This is a genomic window from Variovorax sp. PAMC 28711 (assembly GCF_001577265.1).
Lineage (GTDB): Bacteria > Pseudomonadota > Gammaproteobacteria > Burkholderiales > Burkholderiaceae_C > Variovorax.
In genome coordinates, this window is record NZ_CP014517.1 from 3,634,506 (window position 1) to 3,655,541 (window position 21,036).

Consider the following 21,036-nt stretch of genomic DNA (forward strand, 5'->3'; position numbering starts at 1 on the left):
GGTGTTCAGTAGGCCAGTTGGACCGGTTTGCCTTCGCGCTGGGCTTGCACGTCGGCGGGGTGGAAGGGCAGTGGGTGCCACTGCTTGGCCGCGAACAGCGGCAGCTGATCGTAGGCGCGCGGCGAGGCGAGGTCGCTGCTCTGGCCGTACGTCAGCAAGCCCTCTGCGACCGGGCCGCGCGCATCGAAAGTCACGACCTGCATGTAACTGCTGCCGTAGTTGATGGCGTAGCCCTTCGGGTCGATGAGCGACTGGCCCTGCGATTCGAGCTTGTTGAGCACGCCCTCGAATTCGTCGCCGCCGTGCAGCGGTATTTTCTGGCCGCGCACCAGGCGCGATTGCGGCACGCCGAGTTCGACGTCGGCCGCGAAACCGGCCACCCGCAGCGTGCCGACGGCTTCGCCGAGCGCCTTGAACACCGCATCGCGCGTCGCCGGCGTCGCCATGTCGAGGCCGGCCGGCGTGGTCACGGGCTGCGCCGGATCGAACGGCACGCGCCACACCTTCGGCACGTCCTTGGTCTTGCGCCAGAACTCGCGGAACAGCGGCGCGCCCTTCGATGCGCTGTTGCTCGTGCGGTCCCAGGCCGACAGCATGCGGCAGCCAACTTGCTGGTCGGGCGTGAGCGCGGTGGCGCTTGCGGCGCAGGCAGCCTGCAGGTCGTCCATCACCAGCATGCCGGCCAGGTTCTTGTCGCGGAAGATCACGCTCTGCACCTCGGCTGCGCCCATGCGGTTGCCCGGCAGGCCGTCGGTGCCGGCGAGCCGGCCACGAATTTCCAGGATGGCGCTGCGCGTGCGCAGGCGCTGCGGCGTGCCGATGAAGCCGACCAGCGGCGACACGCCCGGCATCGGCTGCGTTTCAGGGTTGCTGAGCCAGAAGCTGTCGTTGCTGTTCTGCACGTAGTCGGGCGTGATGACGACCGGCATGCGCGCGGCCGGGATCAAGCCCGGTTGCGCGGCGGCGGCATCGCGGTTCCAGGCGCACACGCTGCGCGAGCCGTCGAGCACCGGCAGGCCCGCGGCATTGAGCAGCGCGGCGGCTTGCGGCGTCGGGGTGCAGCTTTGCAGCATGGCGGCGGACACGTCGGGCACGGCCGACAGGTCGGCGTACATCGCGTTGCCGTCGCGGTCGGCCGCGAGGGTGTTGATCCACGGCATGCCCTGGTTGCCCATCGCGGCGCGCAATTCGGCGACGTTGCGGGCCTGGCCCATGCGCATCCAGCTGTCGGCGCTTCGCACGTTCATCGTGTTCGCGTCGCGCAGGGCATAGGCGCGCTGCGCAGTCCAGCCGAGGCCGGCGCGCGGCAGCGAGACGACAGGGCCCCAGTCGGTCGCATAGAAGGTGTGCTGTGGCGGTGTGGCGCTGCCCGCGACGGCCGGCAGGGTGATGGTGCGGACCGCCATGCGCTTGGGCTGGCCGTCGACCCAGTACACGGTCGGATCGTTCGGGTCGATCTTCAGTTCGTACAGCGTGAAGCGCTTGCCGGTCGACACGGTGTGCGTCCACGCCACGTCCTTGTTGAAGCCGATCGACACCACCGGACTCAGGCCGCCGGTGGCGCCCATCACGTCGAGTTGGCCGGGAATCGTCTGGTGCAGTTGCCAGAAGCGGTTGGTGCCGGTCCACGGAAAGTGCGGGTTGCCGAGCAGCACGCCCCTGCCGTCGGGCGTCGCATTGCGGCCGAAGGCCCAGCCGTTGGAGCCGAACTCGCCGCCTTCGGGGTTGGCATTGAAGCTGTAGCGCGCGATCTCGGCGGCGGCTTGCTGCAGGTCGACCGGTGCCGCGGTGGTCTTGGTGACGGGTGGCGTGGCGGCGAGCACCGCACCGGCCAGCGCGCCGAGACCGCCCTGGATCATCGATTGCTCGGTGGCGCGCGACAGGTCGGCCAGCGTCATCGGGCGCACCCAAGGCTTGCCGCGGCAGGCTTCGGGCAGGCCGCCCGGGCCGGCGTCCTGCAGGAAGCGGTTGTAGCCCGCGACGTAGCCGCGCAGCGCCTGCTGCACCTGCGGCGACGTGGTGGTGGCGGCTTGCGCGAGCGCCGCATCGTTCATGTGATAACGGATGAACAGGTCGATCTGCGCGTTCGGCAGCTTTCCCAGACCGAAGTCGCCGGGCGTTTGCGCACCGAAAAACTGCGAACGTTCGCCGCGCAGCGTGACGAGATGCTCGGCCGTTTGGCACACGTTGTCTTGCGCGTGCGCGTAGGCCGTGCCGTAGGCGATGCCTTCCCAATCGGGCGCGGTGATGTGCGGAATGCCGAATGTGGTGCGCTCGATGGTGACGGCGCGGCCGGTCGGTGGTGGTGCGCTCGCGCAACCCGCGATCAGCGCGCCGAGTGCGAGCGAGGTTGCGGCCCGCGGAAAGCGGGAGGAGCGTGTGGAAGTTGTCTCGGGTGTCATGGATGTTCTTTTGCTTGGGGCCATCGGCGGGACGTCGGGCCTGCTCCGCAGTGTCGCGCGACTGGGCGACTCTGCGTGTCGCGGTGGTAGCATTTTTTTTCAGACCACTTCAAGGACACAGATGTTGCACCCCTCGCCGGTCGACTGGCCTGCCAGCGCGCTCAGCCGAGCCATCCACGCCAGGGCGTTGTCCTGCCGCGAGGTGATGAGTGCCTTCCTGGCGCAGATCGACCGACTCAATCCGACCCACAACGCCATCGTGAGCCGGGTCGACCCCGACCAGCTGCTCACGCAGGCCGACCAGCGGGACCGTCAGCTCGACGCCGGCCACAGCCTGGGCTGGATGCACGGCTTTCCGATGGCGATCAAGGACTTGAGCCCCACGGCCGGCATCCTGACAACCTTCGGCTCGCCGCTGCTCGCGCGCAACGTGCCGCAGGCCGACAGCATCCTGGTCGAGCGCATGAAGGCGGCGGGCGGCATCGTGATCGGCAAGACGAACACGCCCGAATTCGGTCTCGGCTCCCATACCTACAACCCCGTGTTCGGAGCCACGCGCAACGCCTGGGATCCGGCGTTGAGCGCCGGCGGCTCGAGCGGCGGCGCGGCCGTGGCGCTGGCACTGCGCATGCTGCCGGTGGCGGACGGCAGCGACATGATGGGATCGCTGCGCAATCCGGCGGGCTTCAACCATGTGTTCGGTCTGCGGCCCAGCCAGGGGCTGGTGCCGCACGGCCCGCTCGACGAACAGTTCGTGAGCCAACTCGGCACCGAAGGACCGATGGCGCGCAACGTCGACGACCTGGCGCAACTGCTCGCCGTGCAGGCCGGGCGCGATTCGCGTGCGCCGCTGTCGGTCGCAGGCCGGTGGCCGGGGGAGACCATGGACTTGGCGCGCAACACCGGTGCGCTGCGCATCGGCTGGCTGGGCGATCTCGAGGGCTATCTGGCGATCGAGCCGGGCATCCTGTCGGTGTGCGAATCGGCGCTCGGACGCTTTGCGGGTGATGGCTGCGACGTCGAATCCATCGCGTTCGGCTACGACCCGGTGCGCGCCTGGAACACCTGGATCACGCTGCGCGCCTGGATGGTCGCAGGCAAGCTGTCGGCGTTTTCCACGGGCGACGCCCAGCGCAGCCAGATCAAGCCTGAGGCGTTGTGGGAAATTGCGCAAGGCGAGGGCCTGCTCGCCGCGCGCGTGTTCGCTGCGTGTGCCGAACGCACGGCGCTCTACCAGCACATGCGGCGCTTGCTGGAGCGCTATGACGTGCTGGCGCTGCCGGTCGCACAGGTCTGGCCGTTTCCGGTCGAACAGCATTGGCCGCGCGAGGTGGCCGGCCGCGCCATGGACACGTACCACCGCTGGATGGAGGTCGTGATCTACGCGACCCTGGCCGGGCTGCCTGCGATCAGCGTACCGGCCGGCTTCGGCGCCAACGGCCTGCCGATGGGCCTGCAGCTGATCGGAAGGCCCCAGGCCGATCTGGCGTTGCTGCGCATCGCGCATCGCTACGAACGGCTCGCGAGCGACCTGTTGAGCCGGAAGCCGGCAAACGTCTGAGCCCGTTGCTCAGAGCTTTGGGATGTGCAGGGTCTTGCTGATCATCAGCGTGCCCGAGAGCGCGAACAAGAGCGAGAACGGGTGCAGCAACCAGGGCCCGATGGTCCAGACACCGCCCCAGAGCGTGTCGCCAATGTGGCCCTGCCAGGCGGCCAGCGCGAGCAGGCCCACAAGCACGACGCTCGTCGGGATGGGGGTGCCTTCGAAATACTTGACCTTGTCGGCCCCCTCTGAGAGCGACTCGGCCGTGACGTTGTAGCGCGCCAGCCGGCTCACGCCGCAGCACACGAAATAGATGAGCAGCAGGGCGTCCCACCCCCCGCTGGCGCCGGCCGCGAAAGCCAGCGAAGCGGGCGCCACGCCGAAGGAGATCACATCGGCCAGCGAATCGAGTTCTCGGCCGAGCGCCGAATGCGTTTGCCGCCAGCGTGCGATGCGGCCGTCGAACACGTCGAAGATGAACGCGGCCGGCGCCAGCGCGGCGGCCCAGTAGAAGAGGTGCAAGTCGGCGCTCGCCATGTACGCCATGGCGAGGAACACGCCACCCACGCCGCAGGCTGCGTTGCCGAGCGTGAACGCATCGGCAAGGTGGAACTCGCGAATCATCGAAAAGTGCTTCTTGACCATGCGTTTGACCTTAGCGCAAAGCGCCTGCGGGTGGTGTAGTCGGTGTCTGATGCAGCGAGATCGCTTCTTGCAGCGGCGGTGCGAGATTCGCGACGAAGGCCTCGCGCCCGGCCGGCGCATGCCAGCGCAAGCGCGTGCCCGTCTCCCAATCGGGATGGCTTCGCGCGGCCTGCGCGCCGCGAATGGCACGCGCGATGGCGCGCGTCGACGTGTCGCCCGAGGGGGGCGCGCCCTCGTCCGTCACCGTCGCGATGCGTCCGGTGGCGGCATGCCCGCGTTGGGCCAGCGCCTGCACCAGCCGAACCTGCCAGGCCACCAGAACGAACAGCACGCCGTCTTCCACCGTGAGCTCCTGCACGTCGCGCAGCTTGTTGACCAGCTTGCGGCCGAACGGGCCCCAGCCCTGGGACACGGCACCGCCGATCGCGCCACCGAGTGCCGCACCGGCACCGAGCGACAAGCCGGCCAGTGCGAGGTCGGCGACGACGCCCACCGCCGCACCGACCGCGACACCCTTGCCGAGCAGCACGCCGGCCTCTTTCATCGCCTCGGGCTGGAAGAAATCCATCGTCCACCGGCCTTCGATGGCGCGCAGCGGCGCCTCGTCGGCATCGCCCTCGCGAAAACCGTAGAGCGCGAGCAGGTCGTCGGTGCATCGCTGTGCTTTGTCGAACACTGCCTTTTGAAGTGCGGCCGTCAGAGTCTGGCGTCGTGCGGCGTCCGCGAATTGTTCCGCCGACGCGGGCCGGCGGAGCGCCGCTGCGTCGACCAGCAGATCGGCGATGCGCGTCGCCGCTGCCTGACGTCGCCGATCGACTTCTCCTTCGAGAAAGTCCATCACCCGGCTGAAGTGTTCGCGCCGGTCGCGCAGCAGGGTGGCCAGGTCGCGATAGAGCTCGCGCTCGGCGCCGACGAAAGGTGCGGCGGCGTCGAAGCGCACCACCACGTGCAGGCCATAGGCCGATAACAATTCGCGCCAGGCCGGTTCGCGGCTCGCGCCGTCGCGCACGAAATTGAGCACCGGCAACACGGGCCGTGCGCAGGAATTCAACAGTTCGATTTCTGCCCGGAACTTGGGCAGCACCGGTTCGCGCGCGTCGATGACGAGAAAAGCCGCATCTGCTTCGAGCAGGGCGCGCAGCACCTTGGCCTCCTGCTCGAACACGCCGTGCGCTTCGGGGCTTTGCAGGAACTGGCGGATGCGGTCGGGCGGGGTCAGCGCCGGGTCGAAGGCGTCGAAGTGCTGGCGCAACGTGACCGCGTCTTCGAGCCCGGGTGTGTCGACGAAGCGCACGGCGGCACGGCCATTGACCTGCAGGTCGACCGCTTCCGTATGGCGCGTGGTGCCGGGTCGGTCGGACACCTCGCCGAAGTCGACGCGGCGCGTGAGCGTGCGCAGCAACGAGGTCTTGCCCGCATTGGTATGGCCGACCACGGCGATGCGAACCGGCAGGTCGGCGCTCATGGCTGCCAGCCGTTCAACAAGGCCTCCGGTTGCACATCGACCTGGAGCGCACCGAGACCGGCATCGGTCAGCCAGTCGCGCCAGCGCGCGGGCGTTTGGGCGGCGCCCAGCAGGCAAAGCCGGCATTCGCCGCACTGCGCCTGCACTTCACGCAGGAAGCGTTCGGTGCCGCGGTCGGGGCTCGAGAGTCCATGGCAAGCCAGCAGCACGCGGGCGGGCCGCGCCACGGTCAGGCGATCGAGCAGCCCGGTGCGCTGCGCTGCGCTCCCATCGACCTTCGCCAGTTCGGCGACCGTCGCGTGCAAGCCGGTTGGCGGCCAGGCGATGTCGTCCGGCAGTTCGAAACCCACGACCCACAACGCATCGCGCGTCCGGTCAGCGGCCAGGCCGGTCGTCGCGGCGTGCCGCACGCGACCCGGGTCGGCGTCGAGCACCGTCGGCGGCCGCAATGCATCGAAGCGCGTGATGAGCTTGCGGTAGTAGGGGTCGGAAAAATCGGGGCGCAACCGTTGCTTGCGCGTCTGCCACACCGCCAGGCAGAGCGCGGCCAGCAGCATGCGCGGCACCAGGCCGTAGGCCAGCACGCAACCGGTCAACCACAGCGCCCAGACTCGCTGGCCGCTGGCGCCCGCGGCGGGCAACAGCACGGTTTGCGCGTCGGGCACCGGAAAGCCGAGCCACGACGGCACCACGCCGAGCAGTCGCACGCCGTTCACGAAGAACGCCGGATCGAGGATCGTCGTCTCCCAGGTCAGCGTGTAGTTGCGGAAGGCCAGCGCGAAGAGCAGGGCGGCCAGCACCACGGCGAAGGAGATGGCCCAGATCGTGTGGCTCACGAAGCCGAGCGTCCAGGGCAGCAGACGTGCGCGTGTCAGTAACCCCGTGGCCGCGCGCACCAGCAAGGGCGCCTGGCCGCGCCGACCGCCGGCAACGCGTGCGGTCAGCGCAAGCCAGAGTCCGCCGAGCGACGTCGCGAACGAAGCCGGGGACACCACCAGGCCGAGCAGCCAGACCAGCAGGGTGAGGAGATGCACGCCCAGCAGGCCGACCAGCGCCACGATGACGTTGATCCGCCGCTCGCCACCGCCGATCACATTGCCCGCAGCGCCCAGACCCGCGATGACGATCAGCACGACGATGGCCAGCAACATCCAGGGCGCCCAGTGCCGCATGCGCGCCAATTCGGCCTGCAGTCCGAGCCGTTCGCCGAGCATCGCGGCGCGTCGCGCGACGCAGCGCTCGGGTTCGTTCGATTGTGCGACCGCGGTACGCATGGCTTCGGCATCGTCGAGCGGGCCTTGTTGCTCGACCCACCGGATCGATTCGGTGACCACCGCATCCGGAAAAGTCAGCTCTCGCAATGCGGCGTTCAACCGAGTCCCTTCGAAACATGAAGCCGCACCGCGGACTGCGGGGGCGCGGAAATTATGCCCGCGTGCTCCTCCCGCGCTAGCGCCGCACCGAAACGAAAAAAGGGGCCGCGAGCGGCCCCTTTTTTCTCGTGCGGTGTTTCAGCGCAGGCCGAAGAACGAAAGCACGGCAACCACGACGACCACCAGGCCGACGATGTAAATGATGGAATTCACGGCAAGCACTCCTCTTTGTTTAAGACATAGAGAGCTTCGTCGGGAGGACGCGCCCGACCTGTCGGCGGCGGTCGGCGTGCGCTGTAGGACGCCCGAAGTGAACCGGGGTCAGCTGTCGATCCCGTCGCCCAGAAAGCCACCACTCTGGTGAGCCCACAGCCGCGCGTAGAGCCCGCCCTTGGCCAGCAGGGTCTGGTGGTCGCCGTCTTCGACCACCCGGCCTTCGTCCAGCACGATGAGCCGGTCCATCGCGGCGATGGTCGACAGCCGGTGCGCGATCGCGATCACCGTCTTGCCTTCCATCAGCGTATAGAGGCTTTGCTGGATGGCCGCCTCGACTTCGGAGTCGAGCGCGCTGGTCGCTTCGTCGAGCAGCAGGATCGGCGCGTCTTTCAGCACGACGCGGGCGATCGCGATGCGCTGGCGCTGGCCTCCCGACAGCTTGACGCCGCGTTCGCCCACGTGCGCGTCGTAGGCACGGCGGTCCTTGGCGTCGCCGAGCGTCTGGATAAAGTCGTGCGCCTCGGCCCGATCGGCCGCATTGCGCACCGCCGCTTCGCCTGCATCCGGCCGGCCGTAGGCGATGTTGTCGGCCACCGAGCGGTGCAGCAGCGAGGTGTCCTGCGTGACCATGCCGATGTGCTTGCGCAGCGAGTCCTGGGTGACCTGTGCGATGTCCTGGCCATCGATCAGGATGCGACCGCCATCCAGATCGTGGAAGCGCAGCAGCAGGTTGACCAGCGTCGACTTGCCCGCACCGGAGCGGCCGACCAGCCCAATCTTTTCACCGGGTGCGACCGTCAGCGTCAGGTCGTCGATCACCCGGCGCCCCGCATCGCCGTATTTGAAGCTGGCGTGCTCGAAGCGCACCTCGCCGCGCGGCACGGCGAGCGGGGTGGCGTCGGGCGCATCCAGCACGGTGCGCGGGCGCGACAACGTCTTCATGCCGTCCTGCACCGTGCCGATGTTCTCGAACAGGCTCGTCATCTCCCACATGATCCAGTGCGACATGCCCTGCAACCGCAGCGCCATCGCGGTCGACGCGGCCACGGCGCCGATGCCGATGCCGATGGCGCCCTGGGACCAGAGCCACAGCGCCATGCCGGCCATGCCGGCGGTGAGGCCCATGCTCAGCGTGTGGTTGGTGATCTCGAAGAGGCTCACCAGCCGCATCTGACCGTAGCCCGTGTGCATGAAATCGCGCATCGCGTCGCGCGCGAAACCCGCCTCGCGCTGCGTGTGCGAGAAGAGCTTGACCGTCGCGATGTTGGTGTAGGCGTCGGTGATGCGGCCCGTCATGTTGGCGCGCGCGTCGGCCTGCGCCTTGCCGATCTTGCCCAGGCGCGGCACGAACCACGCGATCTGTGCGACGTAGAGCAGCAGCCAGACAACGAAGGGCAGCATCAGCTGCTTGTCGAGCACGGCCGCCAGCACGATCATGGTCGCGACATAGACGCCCATCGCGACCAGCACATCGGCCAGCACGAAAACGGTGTCGCGTACCGCGAGCGCGGTCTGCATCACCTTGGCCGTGATGCGGCCGGCGAACTCGTCCTGGTAGAAGGCCATGCTCTGGCCGAGCATCAGGCGGTGAAAGTTCCAGCGCAGGCGCATCGGCAGGTTGATGGCGAGCGTCTGGTGCTTGACGATCGTCTGCAGCGCGACGACGCCGATGCTCGCGACCAGCGCGAGGCCGAGCCACAGGAGCGTGGTGCCGCGGTCTTCCCAGAGGCGCGCCGGCACCTGGCCGCCGAGCCAGTCGACGATGCGCCCGAGCATGGCGAAGAGCAGTGCCTCAAAGGCCGACATCGCCGCAGTGAGCAGCGCCATCGTGGCGATCTTGCCGCGCACGCCAGTCGTGCAGGCCCACACGAAGGCGAAGAAACCGTCGGGCGGCAGGGTGGGTTCGGCGGGGGGATAAGGGGTGAGAAGCTTCTCGAAAAAACGGAACAAGGCGGGGTGTCTCCAGCGAATGGCGCGAGGCGGATTCTGGGACATCCGGCCTTCCGATCGTTCCGCGCGGTCTTCGGGGCCGGCGCAGCGCCAGTGAAGTGTCTACATTCGAGGCGATCAAGGAGTCCCACATGACAACCCACGTACGCCTGCCCACCTACTTCATCTCGCACGGCGGTGGCCCCTGGCCGTGGATGAAAAAGGAAATGGGTGATGCCTACGCCCGGCTTGAGGCCGCGCTCGCCGACATGCCGCGCCAGGTCGGCCGCAAGCCCCGCGCCATCCTCATGGTGTCCGCACACTGGGAAGAGACGGTGTTCACCGTGATGGGCAACCCCAAGCCGCCCATGATCTACGACTACGGCGGTTTCCCGGCGCACACCTACCAAGTGCACTACGACGCGCCGGGTTCACCGGACATCGCGCGCCGGGTGCAGCAGCTCGTCGAGGCCGCCGGCCTGCCGGCCGCGATCGACGCTGAGCGCGGCTTCGACCACGGCACGTTTTCGCCGATGCGCGCCATCTATCCCGAAGCCGATGTGCCGGTGCTGCAGCTCTCGTTGCGGCGCGGCCTCGACCCCGCCGAACACCTCGCGCTGGGCCGTGCGCTGGCGCCGCTGCGCGACGAAGGCGTGCTCATCGTCGGCAGCGGCCTGAGTTATCACAACCTGCGCAACTTCGGCCCGCAGGCGCACGACGTCTCGAAGGCGTTCGACGACTGGCTCGACGCCGCGGTGGTGCAGGGTGCGCCCGGCGAGCGCGCGGCGCATCTCGTCAACTGGGCTGCCGCGCCCGCCGCACGCATCGCGCATCCGCGCGAAGAGCACCTGATTCCGCTGATGGTGGCGGTGGGCGCCGCCGAAGACGACGTCGGCGAACGCGTCTATCACGAGGACATGTTCATGGGCGGGCTCGTGGTGTCGAGCTTCCGGTTCGGGTAGCGACCGCGGCACGCGGCCGCCGGCCGCTTGCCCTTCCTCAAGCCGCTGGCAGCAGCACCTTGTCGATCAGGTGCACCACGCCGTTGGTGTTGAAGATGTCCGTCGCCGTGATGCCGGAGGCACGGTTGCTCGCGTCGGTGATCTGCAGGCTTGCGCTGATGCGGATCGCCTGACCCTGAACCGTCGTGATCGGCGTGTCGAGCGGAATCTCGGCCTTGAGCACGCGGCCCGGGACCACGTGGTAAGTCAGCACCGTGGAGAGCAGTTCGGTGTCGGCCAGGAGCGCGTCTTTCGTGACGCCGAGCTCGACCAGGAGCGCGGCGAAAGCATCGTCGGTCGGCGCGAACACCGTGAACGGGCCTTTGCCCTTGAGTGTGTCGACCAGCCCTGCCGCGACCACGGCTTCCACCAGAATGCTTAACGAGGGCGTGGCCTGCGCGGTCTGGACGATGTCCTTGTTCGCGGGCAGCAGCACCCGGTCCACGATATGCACCACGCCGTTCGACGCCACGGTGTCGGTGCTGAGGATGGTGGTCAGACGGTTTCGCCCGTCGGTGATCTTCACCGCATCGGCGAGGGCTTCGATCTTGAAGAACCCACCACCCACCGGCTCGATCGCGCGACCCAGCGGAATGTCGGCCTTGAGCACCTTGCCAGTCAGCACGTGGTAGGTCAGGACGGCGGTGAGGAGGGTCTTGTCGGCAAACAGCACGTCCTTGCTCACCCCGAGTTCGCCCAGGAGTGCGCTGAAAGCGTCGTTGTTCGGTGCAAAAACCGTCAAGGGCCCGGTGGCAGACAGCGTGTCGACCAGGCCGGCGGCGACCACCGCCTCGGCAAGAAGGCTCAATTGCGGCGTCGCAACCGCGAGCTGAACGATATTTTTTGGGGGCTCGGGTGCAGGTGCAGGTGCAGGCGCGGGCGCGGGCGCCGGGGCAGGCGCTGGCGACGGAAAGAAAACACCATTGTCATTGCCGCCGCCGCCGCATCCAGGCAGCACAAGCGCGCCGCCGAGGGTGGCAGCGGTGAGAACAAAGGACCGACGAGGCATTTCGGTTTTCATGAGCAACTCCAGGATTGAAGGATCGACGAAGGGGGACCGCCCGTGCGCCAAGTCGGCGCCGTCGTTTTTATACTCAATTGAACAAATAGTGACCAGTTAGTATTTAAATGACGTGTGAAGACTTGTTACTGAAATCGTGCTCTCATGGTTCTGCAATTTGCTGCGCGACCCAGGACGCAGCGCCGCGATTCCGTCAGCTCAGCTGCGCCGCACGCCGTCGTCGTCCACCAGCCCCACGCGGGACTGACGACCCCAAGTGCTGCTGCCCGTGAGGAACATCCACCAGCCCATCGCCGCCCCGGTGTGCCGCAGGATCTGGAAGGTGAAGGGCTCCACCAGCGCAGCCAGGAAGGCCTGCACCATGTTCGTGTCGCTCTGCTGCCCGATCCAGCGCCGGTAGAGATGCACCGACCACAGGTGGAACAGCAGGTCGAGCGCGATCTTGGCGCCGATCACGCCGGCCACCGGCGCCAGGATGCCCAGGTCGCCGCGCACCAGGTAGGTCAGCAGCAGGAAGAAGGCGGCCAGTCCATAGAACGGCTGCAGTGTGTCGATGGCCTTGACCGGCAGCATGGCGGTGCCGAGCCAGCCGTAACGCCGGTCGCCGACCATCGCGCGGTACCAGTACTGCGTCTGCAGGAAGCCGCCGAACCAGCGACGGCGTTGGCGCAGAAAGGGCATCACGCCGCTCGGTGCATCGGTGTGCGCCTGGGCGTCGCCGAGCACGCGCACGGTCCAGGGCAGACCGTGCGCCTGCGCGTAGCGGTGCAGGCGGTGGATGAGCTCGTAGTCCTCGACCAGGCAGTCGGTGTCGAAGCCGCCGACCGCGCGCACCGCGTCGAGCCGGAAGCCGGCGAAGGCACCGGAGATCAATAGCAGGCCGTCGACGCGCATCCACGCGTAGCGCGAAAGGAAGTTGCGGATGTATTCATAGGTCTGGAACCACTGGAAGCAGCGCCCCGCCAGCGTTCGGCTGCAGACCGGCGTGATGACGCCGGTGGCGGCCACCAGTTCGGGTTCGGCCGAAAAGGCGCGGCGCACCGCGGCGATGGCGCCCTGTTCGAGCAGCGTGTCGCCGTCGACGGTGAGCACCGTCTCGGTGTCGATGCACACGATGGCCGCGTTCAGCGCCACGGCCTTGCCGCCGTGCGGCAAACGCAGCCAGGCCAGCGACGGGTGCAGCGTGCTGGCGGCGCTGAGCTGCCCCAGCGCGGGCGCGACCAGCCCGTAGCGCGTGGTCAGCAGTTCGGCCGTGCCGTCGGTCGAGCCGTCGTCGGCGATCACGATGCGGTCGGGCAGGTCGGTCTGGCCCAGCAGCGCGGCCAGCGTCACGGGCAGCACGGCCGCCTCGTTGTGCGATGCGACGATCACGCCGAGCGTGGCACGCGGTGCGGCGTCCATGAGGGCCGGTGTCGGCGGCCGCAGGATCGACAGCGTCTTCCACCCGACGAACAGCAGCAGCACCGTGTCGTACAGCACGTAGGCCACGCCGACCGACCACGACCAGACGTTGCCGCCCGTCACGGACATGCGGCCGCCATGCTGGAAGGCCATGGCGAAGAGGGCGATCCACAGCAGCAGCACGCCGCCGTGGATGAGCACGGTGCGGGCCGGCGTGGGTGGCGGCGACAGGCGCGGGGAGGACGCGGCGAAGGCCGCGGACAGTTCAGCGGAGCGTGCGCGCTCGGGAAGGTCGGTCAAAAGATAATCCAGGTGGAGACAACAGATACGCAAACCACGGCCCGATGGTTTCGATGGACTCGTTTCATCCGCGAGAATTCCCCATGCCCATGATTCCCGATCGTTACACCAAGACCGCCATCCTGCTTCATTGGGTGATTGCGGCGCTCATGATCCTCAATATCGTGCTGATCCTCACCGTCGAGCAGTTTCCCGACGAGTGGGTGCGGCCAGTGGTCGACACGCACAAGTCGATCGGCATCACGGTGCTGGGGCTGGTGATCGTGCGGTTGCTGTGGCGCGCCACGCACAAGCCGCCCGCCATGCCCGGCAGCTACGGCCGGCTCGAGCGCTTCGCGGCACATGCGGCGCACGGTGTGTTGTACCTCCTGATGATCCTGCTGCCGCTCTCGGGCTGGATGCACGACTCGGCCTGGAAAGACGCCGCCACGCACCCGATGCAACTCTTCGGTCTGGTGCCGTGGCCGCGCATCGGCTGGATCATGGCCATCGAGCCTGCGACCAAAGAGATGCTGCACGACGCGTTCGGCGCGCTGCACACCTGGGCGGGCTACGTGCTGTACGTGATCTTCGCGCTGCATGTGCTGGGCGCCCTCAAGCACCAGTTCCTGGACGGCGAAAAAGAACTGCAGCGCATGCTGCCCTGAAAGCCTCCGGGCTCAGGGGTTCGCGCTGGGCCGGGCCACGCTCACCGCACCAGGGGCCTCACCGTGGTGAAACCTCCATCGACGGCAATCACCTGACCGGTGATGCGCGTTGCGCCATCCGACAGCAACCAGGCGATCGTGTCGGTCACCTGAGCCGCTGTCTGCACGCCGCCCAGTGGGTACTGCCTGCCCGCGCCTTCGCGCACGACGTCGGCGCGCAGCATGCTGGCGGTCAGCGGTGTCTCGGTCATGCCGGGCGCGACCACGTTGATCCGCAAGCCCGCCGCCGCATAGGTGGCTGCGGCGCTGCGCGCGAGGGCTTCGACGCCGCCCTTGGCCGCGGCAATCGCCTCGTGGTTGGCCACGCCGATGCGCGCGACCACGCTGGACACCAGCACCGCCGAACCCGGTTCGCCGACGGCGCGCAGGGCTTCGATCCATGCCTGAAGCATGAACAAGGCACTGTCGAGATTGATGCGCAGCACCTCGCGGATCTGCAGGGCCGTGCTGCGGTGCAGCGGCGCAATCAGCGTGCTGCCCACGCAGTGCGCCAACAGCGATGGCGCACTGCCCACTTGCTCCCGGCATGCAGCCACTGCGGCCGCAGCGCCTTCGGGCGTGGTCGTGTCGGCGGCGATGTGGGCGTCGGCTTCGACCGAGACCAGCGTCTCCGGACTGCGTCCGACGGCAGCCACTCGGTGGCCGCTGGCGCGCAAGCGCGCTACCACCTCGCGGCCGATACCGCCGCGCGCTCCGGTGACGATCGCAACCCGGGATTCAGGCCGTGTGGGAGGAAATGAAGTCATCGGTGATCCTTGGTTTCGAGGGTGCCGGTGCGTGGCGACCGATCCGGGAGCTCGCGGATGAAGACCGAGAGGTAGTTGACCTGCGTGTCCGGCGTCCAGGACGCGTGGTGCAAAAGTGGCAGGTAGCGCATGCCGATCAAGTCGGTCTGTACCATCCCGGCCCGCCGGACCGGCGCAGCCAGCGCCGCAGGCCGGACGAAGCGCTGCCACTGATGCGTGCCGCGCGGCAGTACGCGAAGCACGTATTCCGCACCGACGATGGCAAGCAGGAAACTTTTCCATGTGCGATTGATGGTCGACGCGAACAGCATGCCGCCCGGAGCGACGCAACGCGCCGCTGTCGCGACGAAGGCGTCGACATCGCTCACATGCTCGACCACCTCGAGCGCCAGCACCACGTCAAAGCGCTCTTCATTCCGCAAGGCGGCCTCAGGCTCGCCGATCCGGTACTCGACCGAAACATTCCCTCGCCCGGCGTGCAGTCGGGCTGCGGCGATGTTGCCCATCGAAGCGTCGATGCCCACGACGCTGGCCCCGAGCCGGGCAAGAGGCTCCGAGAGCAGCCCGCCACCGCAGCCGAGGTCAAGGATTCGCAGCCCCTTCAGCGGCGCGCCGCGCGCCAGTCCGAAGTGCCGCTCGATGCGGTCCTCGATGTAGCGCAGCCGCAGTGTGTTGACCACGTGGAGCGCGCGCATGGGCCCGCGGCGATTCCACCAGGTCGCGCTCAAACGGTCGAAGCGCTCGATCTCGGAAGCGATCACGGTCATTGCGGTCTCAATCAACAGTCTTGCCGATGGCGACGCGCGCCGTGCGCGAAGGGGGCGTTGACGTTCTGCGGCCCAGCGTCCAACCCGTGAACCGCACGCGCTCCACCACCAGCATGTGCGGCACGGTGAGCGCGGCGAGGCCGACGAATAAAAGCTGCGCGAAGCGCGCGTCGACCGACTTCCCTCCAGACAGCCACGAAACGACGGCAACGCCGGCCACCGTGAACAGCATCGGCCACGCGGCGATGCCCAGCAGGTGCGCGAACGTGCCCGCATTCGAATAGTCCCGCGTTCTCAACACATGCCGGGCGCTGTGCATGCCGCAGAAAAAAAACGTGAAACCGATGAGCGGTGGTGCAAGGGTCAGCACTGCCGCAACCGACACCAGTTCGGTGCTGCGCGCAAGGTCGTGCTTCGCACCGGTGATCGCGGCAAGGCCGATGGCAGCAATCCACGGCCAGGCGGCCCATTGCACGGCCGACACAATCAATTGTGCGGCGGGCATACCGGCGAGCAGCGCGAACAGTCGAGTGACCTCCACCGCATGCAGCGCGATCGGGCAGAAGATGAGCGCGCCGCCATACAGCATTCGAAACGGCGCCGGGGTCTCGCCCAACGGGTCTCCTGAAAAATGAAGCCCCGACAGCAGCAGGAAGGCGGCCAGAAAGACGCCCGGTGCAAACCACCACAGACCGACGACGGCCGCTGCCGCTGCGATATAGACGATCGTGAACAGGCTCCATCCCAACGCCGATCGCGCTACACCGAGTTGCCTCGCAAAGACCAAATCCAACGCACCGTGCGGCACGCCCAGCAACAAAATGACCGGTGACAGCACCAGGAGCTGCGTCTGCGCATCGATGTCCGGGAGCCACAGGCTTGCACCGAGCAAGAGCCAGGCCAATGCACTGAAGGCGAGACCCTGGAACCTGAGGGTCATGCGATCCCCTTCGATTCGCTGATGCGGCTTTGTCGAAGCGTCAGTGCGAGGGCCGCGCGAACGAATGGCGAAACGGGCATCGCAGCGATCACGGCCAAGCTGTCGACCACGCCTGCGTCGCCGCTCAGGAATCGAATGACACGGCTCGGCTCGGCGCGGTTGAACAGCGAGAAAAAGAGCGCACCGCCGCGCTTCGGATCGGCGCGCAACACTTCGAGAAGGATTCGATCCATCACACGCAACGGCAAGGGGTCGGGTTTGTGCCCGATCGGTCGGCCGTTGCTCACCAGTGATTGAGCGCACTCGCGGGCCCAGCGCTGAATGCGCTGAAAGGCAAAGCCCGTGCTGGGTCGAGCGCCGCCCGCCATCACACCCGCCCTGACGAAGCGCTCGAGCGCCGGTTTTAAGTTCTCGCTCAGGCCCATTGGCAGAACGCCGTGCTCGCGACGCAGTGTTGTGAAGGCAGCGTCGCCAACACGCTCCGCTACCGCGGCGGCCAGCCGGTCGACCAGCTCCCGGGGGGTGAGTGGCGCTGCACCGAACACTGTGACCTCGATGAGTGCTCGCGTCGGTGTCACCGGCAACACGTACACAAAGGCCACGTGTCGTGGGTCCGGGGCGAGAAAGTTCATCAAGTCCATCGACAACGGGTCGAAGATCGCTGCGCTGCATTCGATCTCCTGGCCAGAGAATGATTGCCACAGCGTGGCGGCGCCGCGGCGCGACCCTTGCGGCGGTCGGGTGTCCACGACCGAACGGGCCGCGACGGTGCCGTGGCTCGTGGGGATCAGCCACAGACCGTTGCTGCGAAACGGCTCAGCGACGACCGTCGTGCCGCGCTGCAAGGTGATCTCCGGTCGACGATCGATCGACGCCCGTGCGGCGGCGTAGAAGTCCTGCGCTGCCAGCATCTGATACGGCGTCGAGGCGCAGTCGAGCGACACGCTATGGCCGGCATGGGCGACCCGCATCGTTTGCCACCGATGCACGATCGGGTAGGGCGGGGCCGTCGCGGAATCGGTCCAGTAGCACCATGTCCGGTCGTTCGTGTATTCGGCGCGCGACTCGACGACCAGTGTGCGCGGACAACGCGCGCCATGCGCGGCGAGGTCCATGGCAAGGCTGAGGCCGGCACACCCACCGCCGAGCACCGCCAGGTCGAACGTCTCAGCCACGAGGGTTTTCGAGTGGTTCTTCCACGCCGAGAAAGGACGACAGGGATCCGTGCAGCGCTGCATCGTGGCGCCGTGCGCGCACCCAGAAGCCCGGAAGGACAAGGGTCGACGACAGTGCGCCCAAGGTCACCAGGCCCTTCGTTCGCTGCGGGACGACCGTGCGGCCAAGCCAGTAGGCGCAGTCGCGCTCGCGAAGCCGCGTCCCGATGGCGCGATAGACGCGCCCGGCGACCAGGATGCTGCAGCGCGCGCCGAGCGGGAGGTGGGCCAGGCCCGCCTCGCCGCTTCGGTAGTAACGGTCGGCTGTGTCCAGCAGATGCGCGATCGCGGCCTGGAGCCGGGGCCGCATCGGCGACGCCGGGTCGACCAGTTCTGCCGGCGCGATGTCTCCGATCAGCGAGGCCGGGAGGTAGCGGCGGTCGGCTGTCGCATCGGCAGCGACATCGCGGCAAATGTTCGTGAGTTGCATCGCGATGCCCAGATCGACCGCGTGTCGCAACGCGACCGGGTCGTCACAACCCAGCACCCTGCACATCATCGAACCCACCGTCCCGGCGGCCTGATAGCAGTAGCACAGCAGCGCGCTTTCGTCCTGCAAGCGGACGGTATCCAAGTCGGACGTGATGCCGTCGATGAAGGTCAGGACGAGCGCGGGCGGGATGTCGCATTCGCGCATCAACGCGATCGCGTCCGCCACGATCGGGTTGTTCGAGGCGCCGCGTGTGACGTCCTTCGCAACGAGCGCGAGGGCCGTGCGCGGGTCCTGACCAGCACAGTCTTCATCCGCGATGTCGTCGACGTAACGGCAGAAACCGTAGAGGCGTGTCGCCCGTGCCGCGTGGGAAGCCGCCATCCAGTGACGGGCCCAGTGGAAGCTTTTGCCCTTCTGCGCAAGCACCCGGTCCGCGCTGCGCAATGCAGGGGTCTGGCTGCGGCTCGATGACCGGATCGCTGCGACGTCCGCGGCTGGCACCAGGGAGTCCATCACTTTCGCCGAACACAGCACGCCCGGCAACCCGGCGCCTGGATGGGTTCCGGCGCCGACGAGATAGAGGTTGCGAATGCCCTCCGCCCGGTTGTGGAACCGGAACCACGCCGATTGGCGAAACAGGGGCGCAACCGAGAATCCCGCGCCATAGGCACTCAGGTAGTCGCTGCGGAAGTTCTCGGGCGTCATGGTGAACTCGCTCGTGATGCAGTCACCCAGGCCCGGCAGGATCGTCTTTTCGAGCGCGGCGACGATTCGCTGGTGCAGTCGCGGCCCTTCGACGCCCCAGTCGACCGTCCCCTTCAGGTTGGGCACGGGGCACAGCACATAAAAGCTGTCGCAACCCGCGGGTGCAAAGCTGGGGTCGGTGGCCGTCGGACGATGCAGGTAGAGCGAGAAGTCTTCGGACAGCAACTTGTCGTGAAAAATGTCGGCCAGCAGCTCGCGATACCGTTCGCCAAGCCAGATGGTGTGATGTGCCACGTCCGGATACTGGCGAGTCGTCCCGAAATACAGGACGAAAAGGCCCATCGAAAACTCGGCAGCGGCAAGTTTCAGACGAGTCGGGGCCGCCTGATCCTCGGGCCGGATCATGGCGCTGTACAAGTGCGCGGGGTCGGCGTTGGACACGATCACGTCGGCCGCCATCGTCTGCCCGTCGGCCAATGTCACGCCGGTCGCGACGCCCTCGTCGACATGGATGCGACGAACGGTCGTGTCGAGCTTCACCTCGATGCCATGCCTCGACATCAGGTCGCCAAGCGCAGCCGTGATGGCTCCCGTACCGCCCATCGCGAAGTGCACGCCGTAGGCACGTTCGAGGTAGTGAATCAGGCCATAGATGCTGGTGGTGTCGAACGGGTTGCCGCCCACCAACAACGGCTGGATCGAAAACGCCTGTCGAAGCTTGGGGTTCTTCAGGTGCCGGCACACCAGTTGCCAGACGGTGTCGTGGCTGCGCAGCCGCAGCAGTGCCGGAATCTGCCTGACCATCGCGCTGAAGCGATGAAACGACACGGCCGAGAGCTGCGTGAAGCCGACTCTGAATATCTTTTCGGATTGCACAAGAAGACTGCGATAGCCCTCGCGATCGTCAGGCTCGATGCGGGCAATCTCGGCCAGCGTCTGGTCGAGCGTGCCGCCGTAGTCGAATTGCGTGTTGTCGGAGAAGTGAAACCTGTACCAGGGCGTCAAGGGCACCAGTCGCACGTGGTCTTCGAACTTTTCCCCGAACAAGCCGAACAGTTCTTCGAACAGAAACGGCGCGGTGATGACAGTGGGCCCGGCATCGTGCCTGAAGCCGTTGCGTTCGAAGACCTGCGCCCGCCCACCGAGACCGGCGCATCGATCGATGAGCGAGACCTCGTAGCCTTTGGCGCGCAGGCGCAGCGCTGCCGCAATGCCGCCAAAACCGGCGCCGACCACGATGGCTTTCATTCGATGGCTCTCAATTTTTCATGAAACTGCATGGCGATGGTGTGGAGGGCACCCCCGGCATGAAAAGGCAGTTCTGCGCTGGCCGAGGCGGCGAGCTGAAGATGTTGCAAGCCGATCTGCGCAGCTACATTCCTGGCGTCGGCGCGGGTCATGTCGGCCTGCAGGACCAACACGATGTTGCAGGCATTGGCATGGGCATCGCCCTGCTGCCATCGACTTTCCAGGGCGTGGCGTGCGGCGTCGTCTTCGACGTCCAGCAAGTCGTCGTAGATCTGGTAGCCCAGCGCGAATTGTTCGGCGGCGTGGCGCGCTTGGCCCAGTGCGCGATGCTGGCCAGCGGCGACAAGCGCCAATTCCGTCGGAAGACTGAGCAGGGCCCCGGATTTGGTCAATGCGATCTTCTCGAAATCGTGGGTCGTCGCCCCGTTGCCCGGGGGCGGTCCGAATTCGGCGCATTGGCCGCGGACGGCGTCGCGCACGCAGGCGTGCACGAGGGCGAAAAGTTCCGGCAGGCAGGCCACCCGGTCGAATTGCGAGAGCGCCAGATAGGACGCAGAAAGCAGCAGGTCGCCAGCGCAGATCGCGACCTCGTCGCCGAATCTGTGCCACACGCTGGCCTGTCCCCGGCGGTGGGTGTCGCGGTCCTGCAGGTCATCGTGGACCAGCGAGGCGTTGTGCAGCAGTTCGCACGTGGCCGCCAAGGTCTCGCTGTCCTTTCGACCCAGGCCCAGGCTATTGCCGGCGTGCAAAGCCAGCGTGGCCCTCACACGCCGCCCACCCGACGCCAGGTGATACAGGGCTGCGACGACCGCCTGGCAGGGCGCGTCGGCGTCGAACGCGTCGTTGCTGCGAACGACGGTCAGCATCCGTCGTTCGAGCGCGACGAGCGCTTCATCCGTGACCCGACCGACGGGCACCGGACGCAAATCAGCCAAGGTCGGCATGGGAGGCATCCTGGTCACGAGGTCGAAGCTCTCGCC

Annotated in this window: 16 protein-coding genes; 3 read left to right on the plus strand and 13 right to left on the minus strand. The window is 67.3% G+C overall.

Annotated features, from left to right (window positions below; all coding sequences use genetic code 11):
- Positions 1-5 precede the first annotated feature (5 nt).
- Positions 6-2,402: a penicillin acylase family protein gene (locus AX767_RS17560; RefSeq protein ID WP_068632499.1), complete on the minus strand. Its 2,397-nt coding sequence runs from the start codon at positions 2,400-2,402 to the stop codon at positions 6-8.
- 121 nt (positions 2,403-2,523) lie between these two features.
- On the opposite strand from AX767_RS17560, the gene AX767_RS17565 reads away from it, so the two are divergent.
- Positions 2,524-3,963 carry an amidase gene (locus AX767_RS17565; protein ID WP_068632500.1) on the plus strand — a complete coding sequence of 480 codons (1,440 nt, stop codon included), beginning with the start codon at positions 2,524-2,526 and terminating at the stop codon, positions 3,961-3,963.
- Positions 3,964-3,972: 9 nt separating this feature from the next.
- Here the strand turns inward: AX767_RS17565 and AX767_RS17570 are convergent, their stop codons facing one another.
- The 4 genes from AX767_RS17570 to AX767_RS17585 form a co-directional block, all read right to left on the minus strand.
- Positions 3,973-4,590 (minus strand): CDP-alcohol phosphatidyltransferase family protein, encoded by a 618-nt coding sequence (locus tag AX767_RS17570; protein ID WP_068632501.1) that lies wholly within the window; start codon positions 4,588-4,590, stop codon positions 3,973-3,975.
- 10 nt (positions 4,591-4,600) lie between these two features.
- The gene (locus tag AX767_RS17575; RefSeq protein WP_068632502.1) at positions 4,601-6,055 is read right to left on the minus strand and encodes a GTPase/DUF3482 domain-containing protein; all 1,455 of its coding nucleotides are present in this window, start codon (positions 6,053-6,055) and stop codon (positions 4,601-4,603) included.
- Entirely contained in the window at positions 6,052-7,428 is a 1,377-nt protein-coding gene (locus AX767_RS17580; protein ID WP_068632503.1) for a DUF2868 domain-containing protein, read from the minus strand. Before AX767_RS17580 ends, AX767_RS17575 begins: the two co-directional genes overlap by 4 nt.
- 321 nt (positions 7,429-7,749) lie before the next feature.
- A complete protein-coding gene (locus AX767_RS17585) occupies positions 7,750-9,594 on the minus strand; it encodes an ABC transporter ATP-binding protein (RefSeq protein ID WP_210392506.1) in 1,845 nt (614 codons plus the stop codon).
- Between the two features lie 131 nt (positions 9,595-9,725).
- Between AX767_RS17585 and AX767_RS17590 the strand changes: the two genes are divergently transcribed.
- Positions 9,726-10,535 (plus strand): DODA-type extradiol aromatic ring-opening family dioxygenase, encoded by an 810-nt coding sequence (locus tag AX767_RS17590; protein ID WP_068632505.1) that lies wholly within the window; start codon positions 9,726-9,728, stop codon positions 10,533-10,535.
- 37 nt (positions 10,536-10,572) lie between these two features.
- Here AX767_RS17590 and AX767_RS17595 read toward each other — a convergent pair whose 3' ends face one another.
- Together AX767_RS17595 and AX767_RS17600 are read right to left on the minus strand one after the other, a co-directional pair.
- Positions 10,573-11,382 carry a fasciclin domain-containing protein gene (locus tag AX767_RS17595; RefSeq protein WP_237288489.1) on the minus strand — a complete coding sequence of 270 codons (810 nt, stop codon included), beginning with the start codon at positions 11,380-11,382 and terminating at the stop codon, positions 10,573-10,575.
- A gap of 411 nt (positions 11,383-11,793) precedes the next feature.
- Complete coding sequence (locus AX767_RS17600; RefSeq protein WP_210392508.1) at positions 11,794-13,296, minus strand: glycosyltransferase family 2 protein; 1,503 nt, start codon at positions 13,294-13,296, stop codon at positions 11,794-11,796.
- Between the two features lie 83 nt (positions 13,297-13,379).
- Between AX767_RS17600 and AX767_RS17605 the strand changes: the two genes are divergently transcribed.
- Positions 13,380-13,943, plus strand: coding sequence for a cytochrome b (locus tag AX767_RS17605; protein ID WP_082755058.1), 564 nt, complete (start codon positions 13,380-13,382; stop codon positions 13,941-13,943).
- Positions 13,944-13,984: 41 nt separating this feature from the next.
- Here AX767_RS17605 and AX767_RS17610 read toward each other — a convergent pair whose 3' ends face one another.
- The 6 genes from AX767_RS17610 to AX767_RS17635 are packed head-to-tail and all read right to left on the minus strand — an operon-like array spanning position 13,985 to position 21,000.
- A complete protein-coding gene (locus AX767_RS17610) occupies positions 13,985-14,749 on the minus strand; it encodes an SDR family NAD(P)-dependent oxidoreductase (RefSeq protein ID WP_068632506.1) in 765 nt (254 codons plus the stop codon).
- Entirely contained in the window at positions 14,746-15,516 is a 771-nt protein-coding gene (gene ubiG / locus AX767_RS17615) for a bifunctional 2-polyprenyl-6-hydroxyphenol methylase/3-demethylubiquinol 3-O-methyltransferase UbiG (RefSeq protein WP_068632507.1), read from the minus strand. Before ubiG ends, AX767_RS17610 begins: the two co-directional genes overlap by 4 nt.
- 7 nt (positions 15,517-15,523) lie before the next feature.
- Positions 15,524-16,456 carry a Brp/Blh family beta-carotene 15,15'-dioxygenase gene (locus tag AX767_RS17620; protein WP_068632508.1) on the minus strand — a complete coding sequence of 311 codons (933 nt, stop codon included), beginning with the start codon at positions 16,454-16,456 and terminating at the stop codon, positions 15,524-15,526.
- Positions 16,453-17,694: a lycopene cyclase family protein gene (locus tag AX767_RS17625; RefSeq protein WP_082755059.1), complete on the minus strand. Its 1,242-nt coding sequence runs from the start codon at positions 17,692-17,694 to the stop codon at positions 16,453-16,455. Before AX767_RS17625 ends, AX767_RS17620 begins: the two co-directional genes overlap by 4 nt.
- The gene (crtI, locus tag AX767_RS21080) at positions 17,624-20,056 is read right to left on the minus strand and encodes a phytoene desaturase family protein (RefSeq protein WP_082755060.1); all 2,433 of its coding nucleotides are present in this window, start codon (positions 20,054-20,056) and stop codon (positions 17,624-17,626) included. Before crtI ends, AX767_RS17625 begins: the two co-directional genes overlap by 71 nt.
- Positions 20,053-21,000 (minus strand): polyprenyl synthetase family protein, encoded by a 948-nt coding sequence (locus AX767_RS17635; protein WP_068632510.1) that lies wholly within the window; start codon positions 20,998-21,000, stop codon positions 20,053-20,055. Before AX767_RS17635 ends, crtI begins: the two co-directional genes overlap by 4 nt.
- Between the last annotated feature and the right edge of the window lie 36 nt (positions 21,001-21,036).

Coding starts and splice junctions, on each gene's coding strand:
- AX767_RS17610 (WP_068632506.1), bottom strand. CDS start 14,749: ATGACTTCATTTCCTCCCACACGGCCTGAATCCCGGGTTGCGATCGTC.
- ubiG (WP_068632507.1), bottom strand. CDS start 15,516: ATGACCGTGATCGCTTCCGAGATCGAGCGCTTCGACCGTTTGAGCGCG.
- AX767_RS17565 (WP_068632500.1), top strand. CDS start 2,524: ATGTTGCACCCCTCGCCGGTCGACTGGCCTGCCAGCGCGCTCAGCCGA.
- AX767_RS17605 (WP_082755058.1), top strand. CDS start 13,380: ATGCCCATGATTCCCGATCGTTACACCAAGACCGCCATCCTGCTTCAT.
- AX767_RS17570 (WP_068632501.1), bottom strand. CDS start 4,590: ATGGTCAAGAAGCACTTTTCGATGATTCGCGAGTTCCACCTTGCCGAT.
- AX767_RS17575 (WP_068632502.1), bottom strand. CDS start 6,055: ATGAGCGCCGACCTGCCGGTTCGCATCGCCGTGGTCGGCCATACCAAT.
- AX767_RS17560 (WP_068632499.1), bottom strand. CDS start 2,402: ATGACACCCGAGACAACTTCCACACGCTCCTCCCGCTTTCCGCGGGCC.
- AX767_RS17625 (WP_082755059.1), bottom strand. CDS start 17,694: ATGCAGCGCTGCACGGATCCCTGTCGTCCTTTCTCGGCGTGGAAGAAC.
- AX767_RS17590 (WP_068632505.1), top strand. CDS start 9,726: ATGACAACCCACGTACGCCTGCCCACCTACTTCATCTCGCACGGCGGT.
- AX767_RS17620 (WP_068632508.1), bottom strand. CDS start 16,456: ATGACCCTCAGGTTCCAGGGTCTCGCCTTCAGTGCATTGGCCTGGCTC.
- crtI (WP_082755060.1), bottom strand. CDS start 20,056: ATGAAAGCCATCGTGGTCGGCGCCGGTTTTGGCGGCATTGCGGCAGCG.
- AX767_RS17635 (WP_068632510.1), bottom strand. CDS start 21,000: ATGCCGACCTTGGCTGATTTGCGTCCGGTGCCCGTCGGTCGGGTCACG.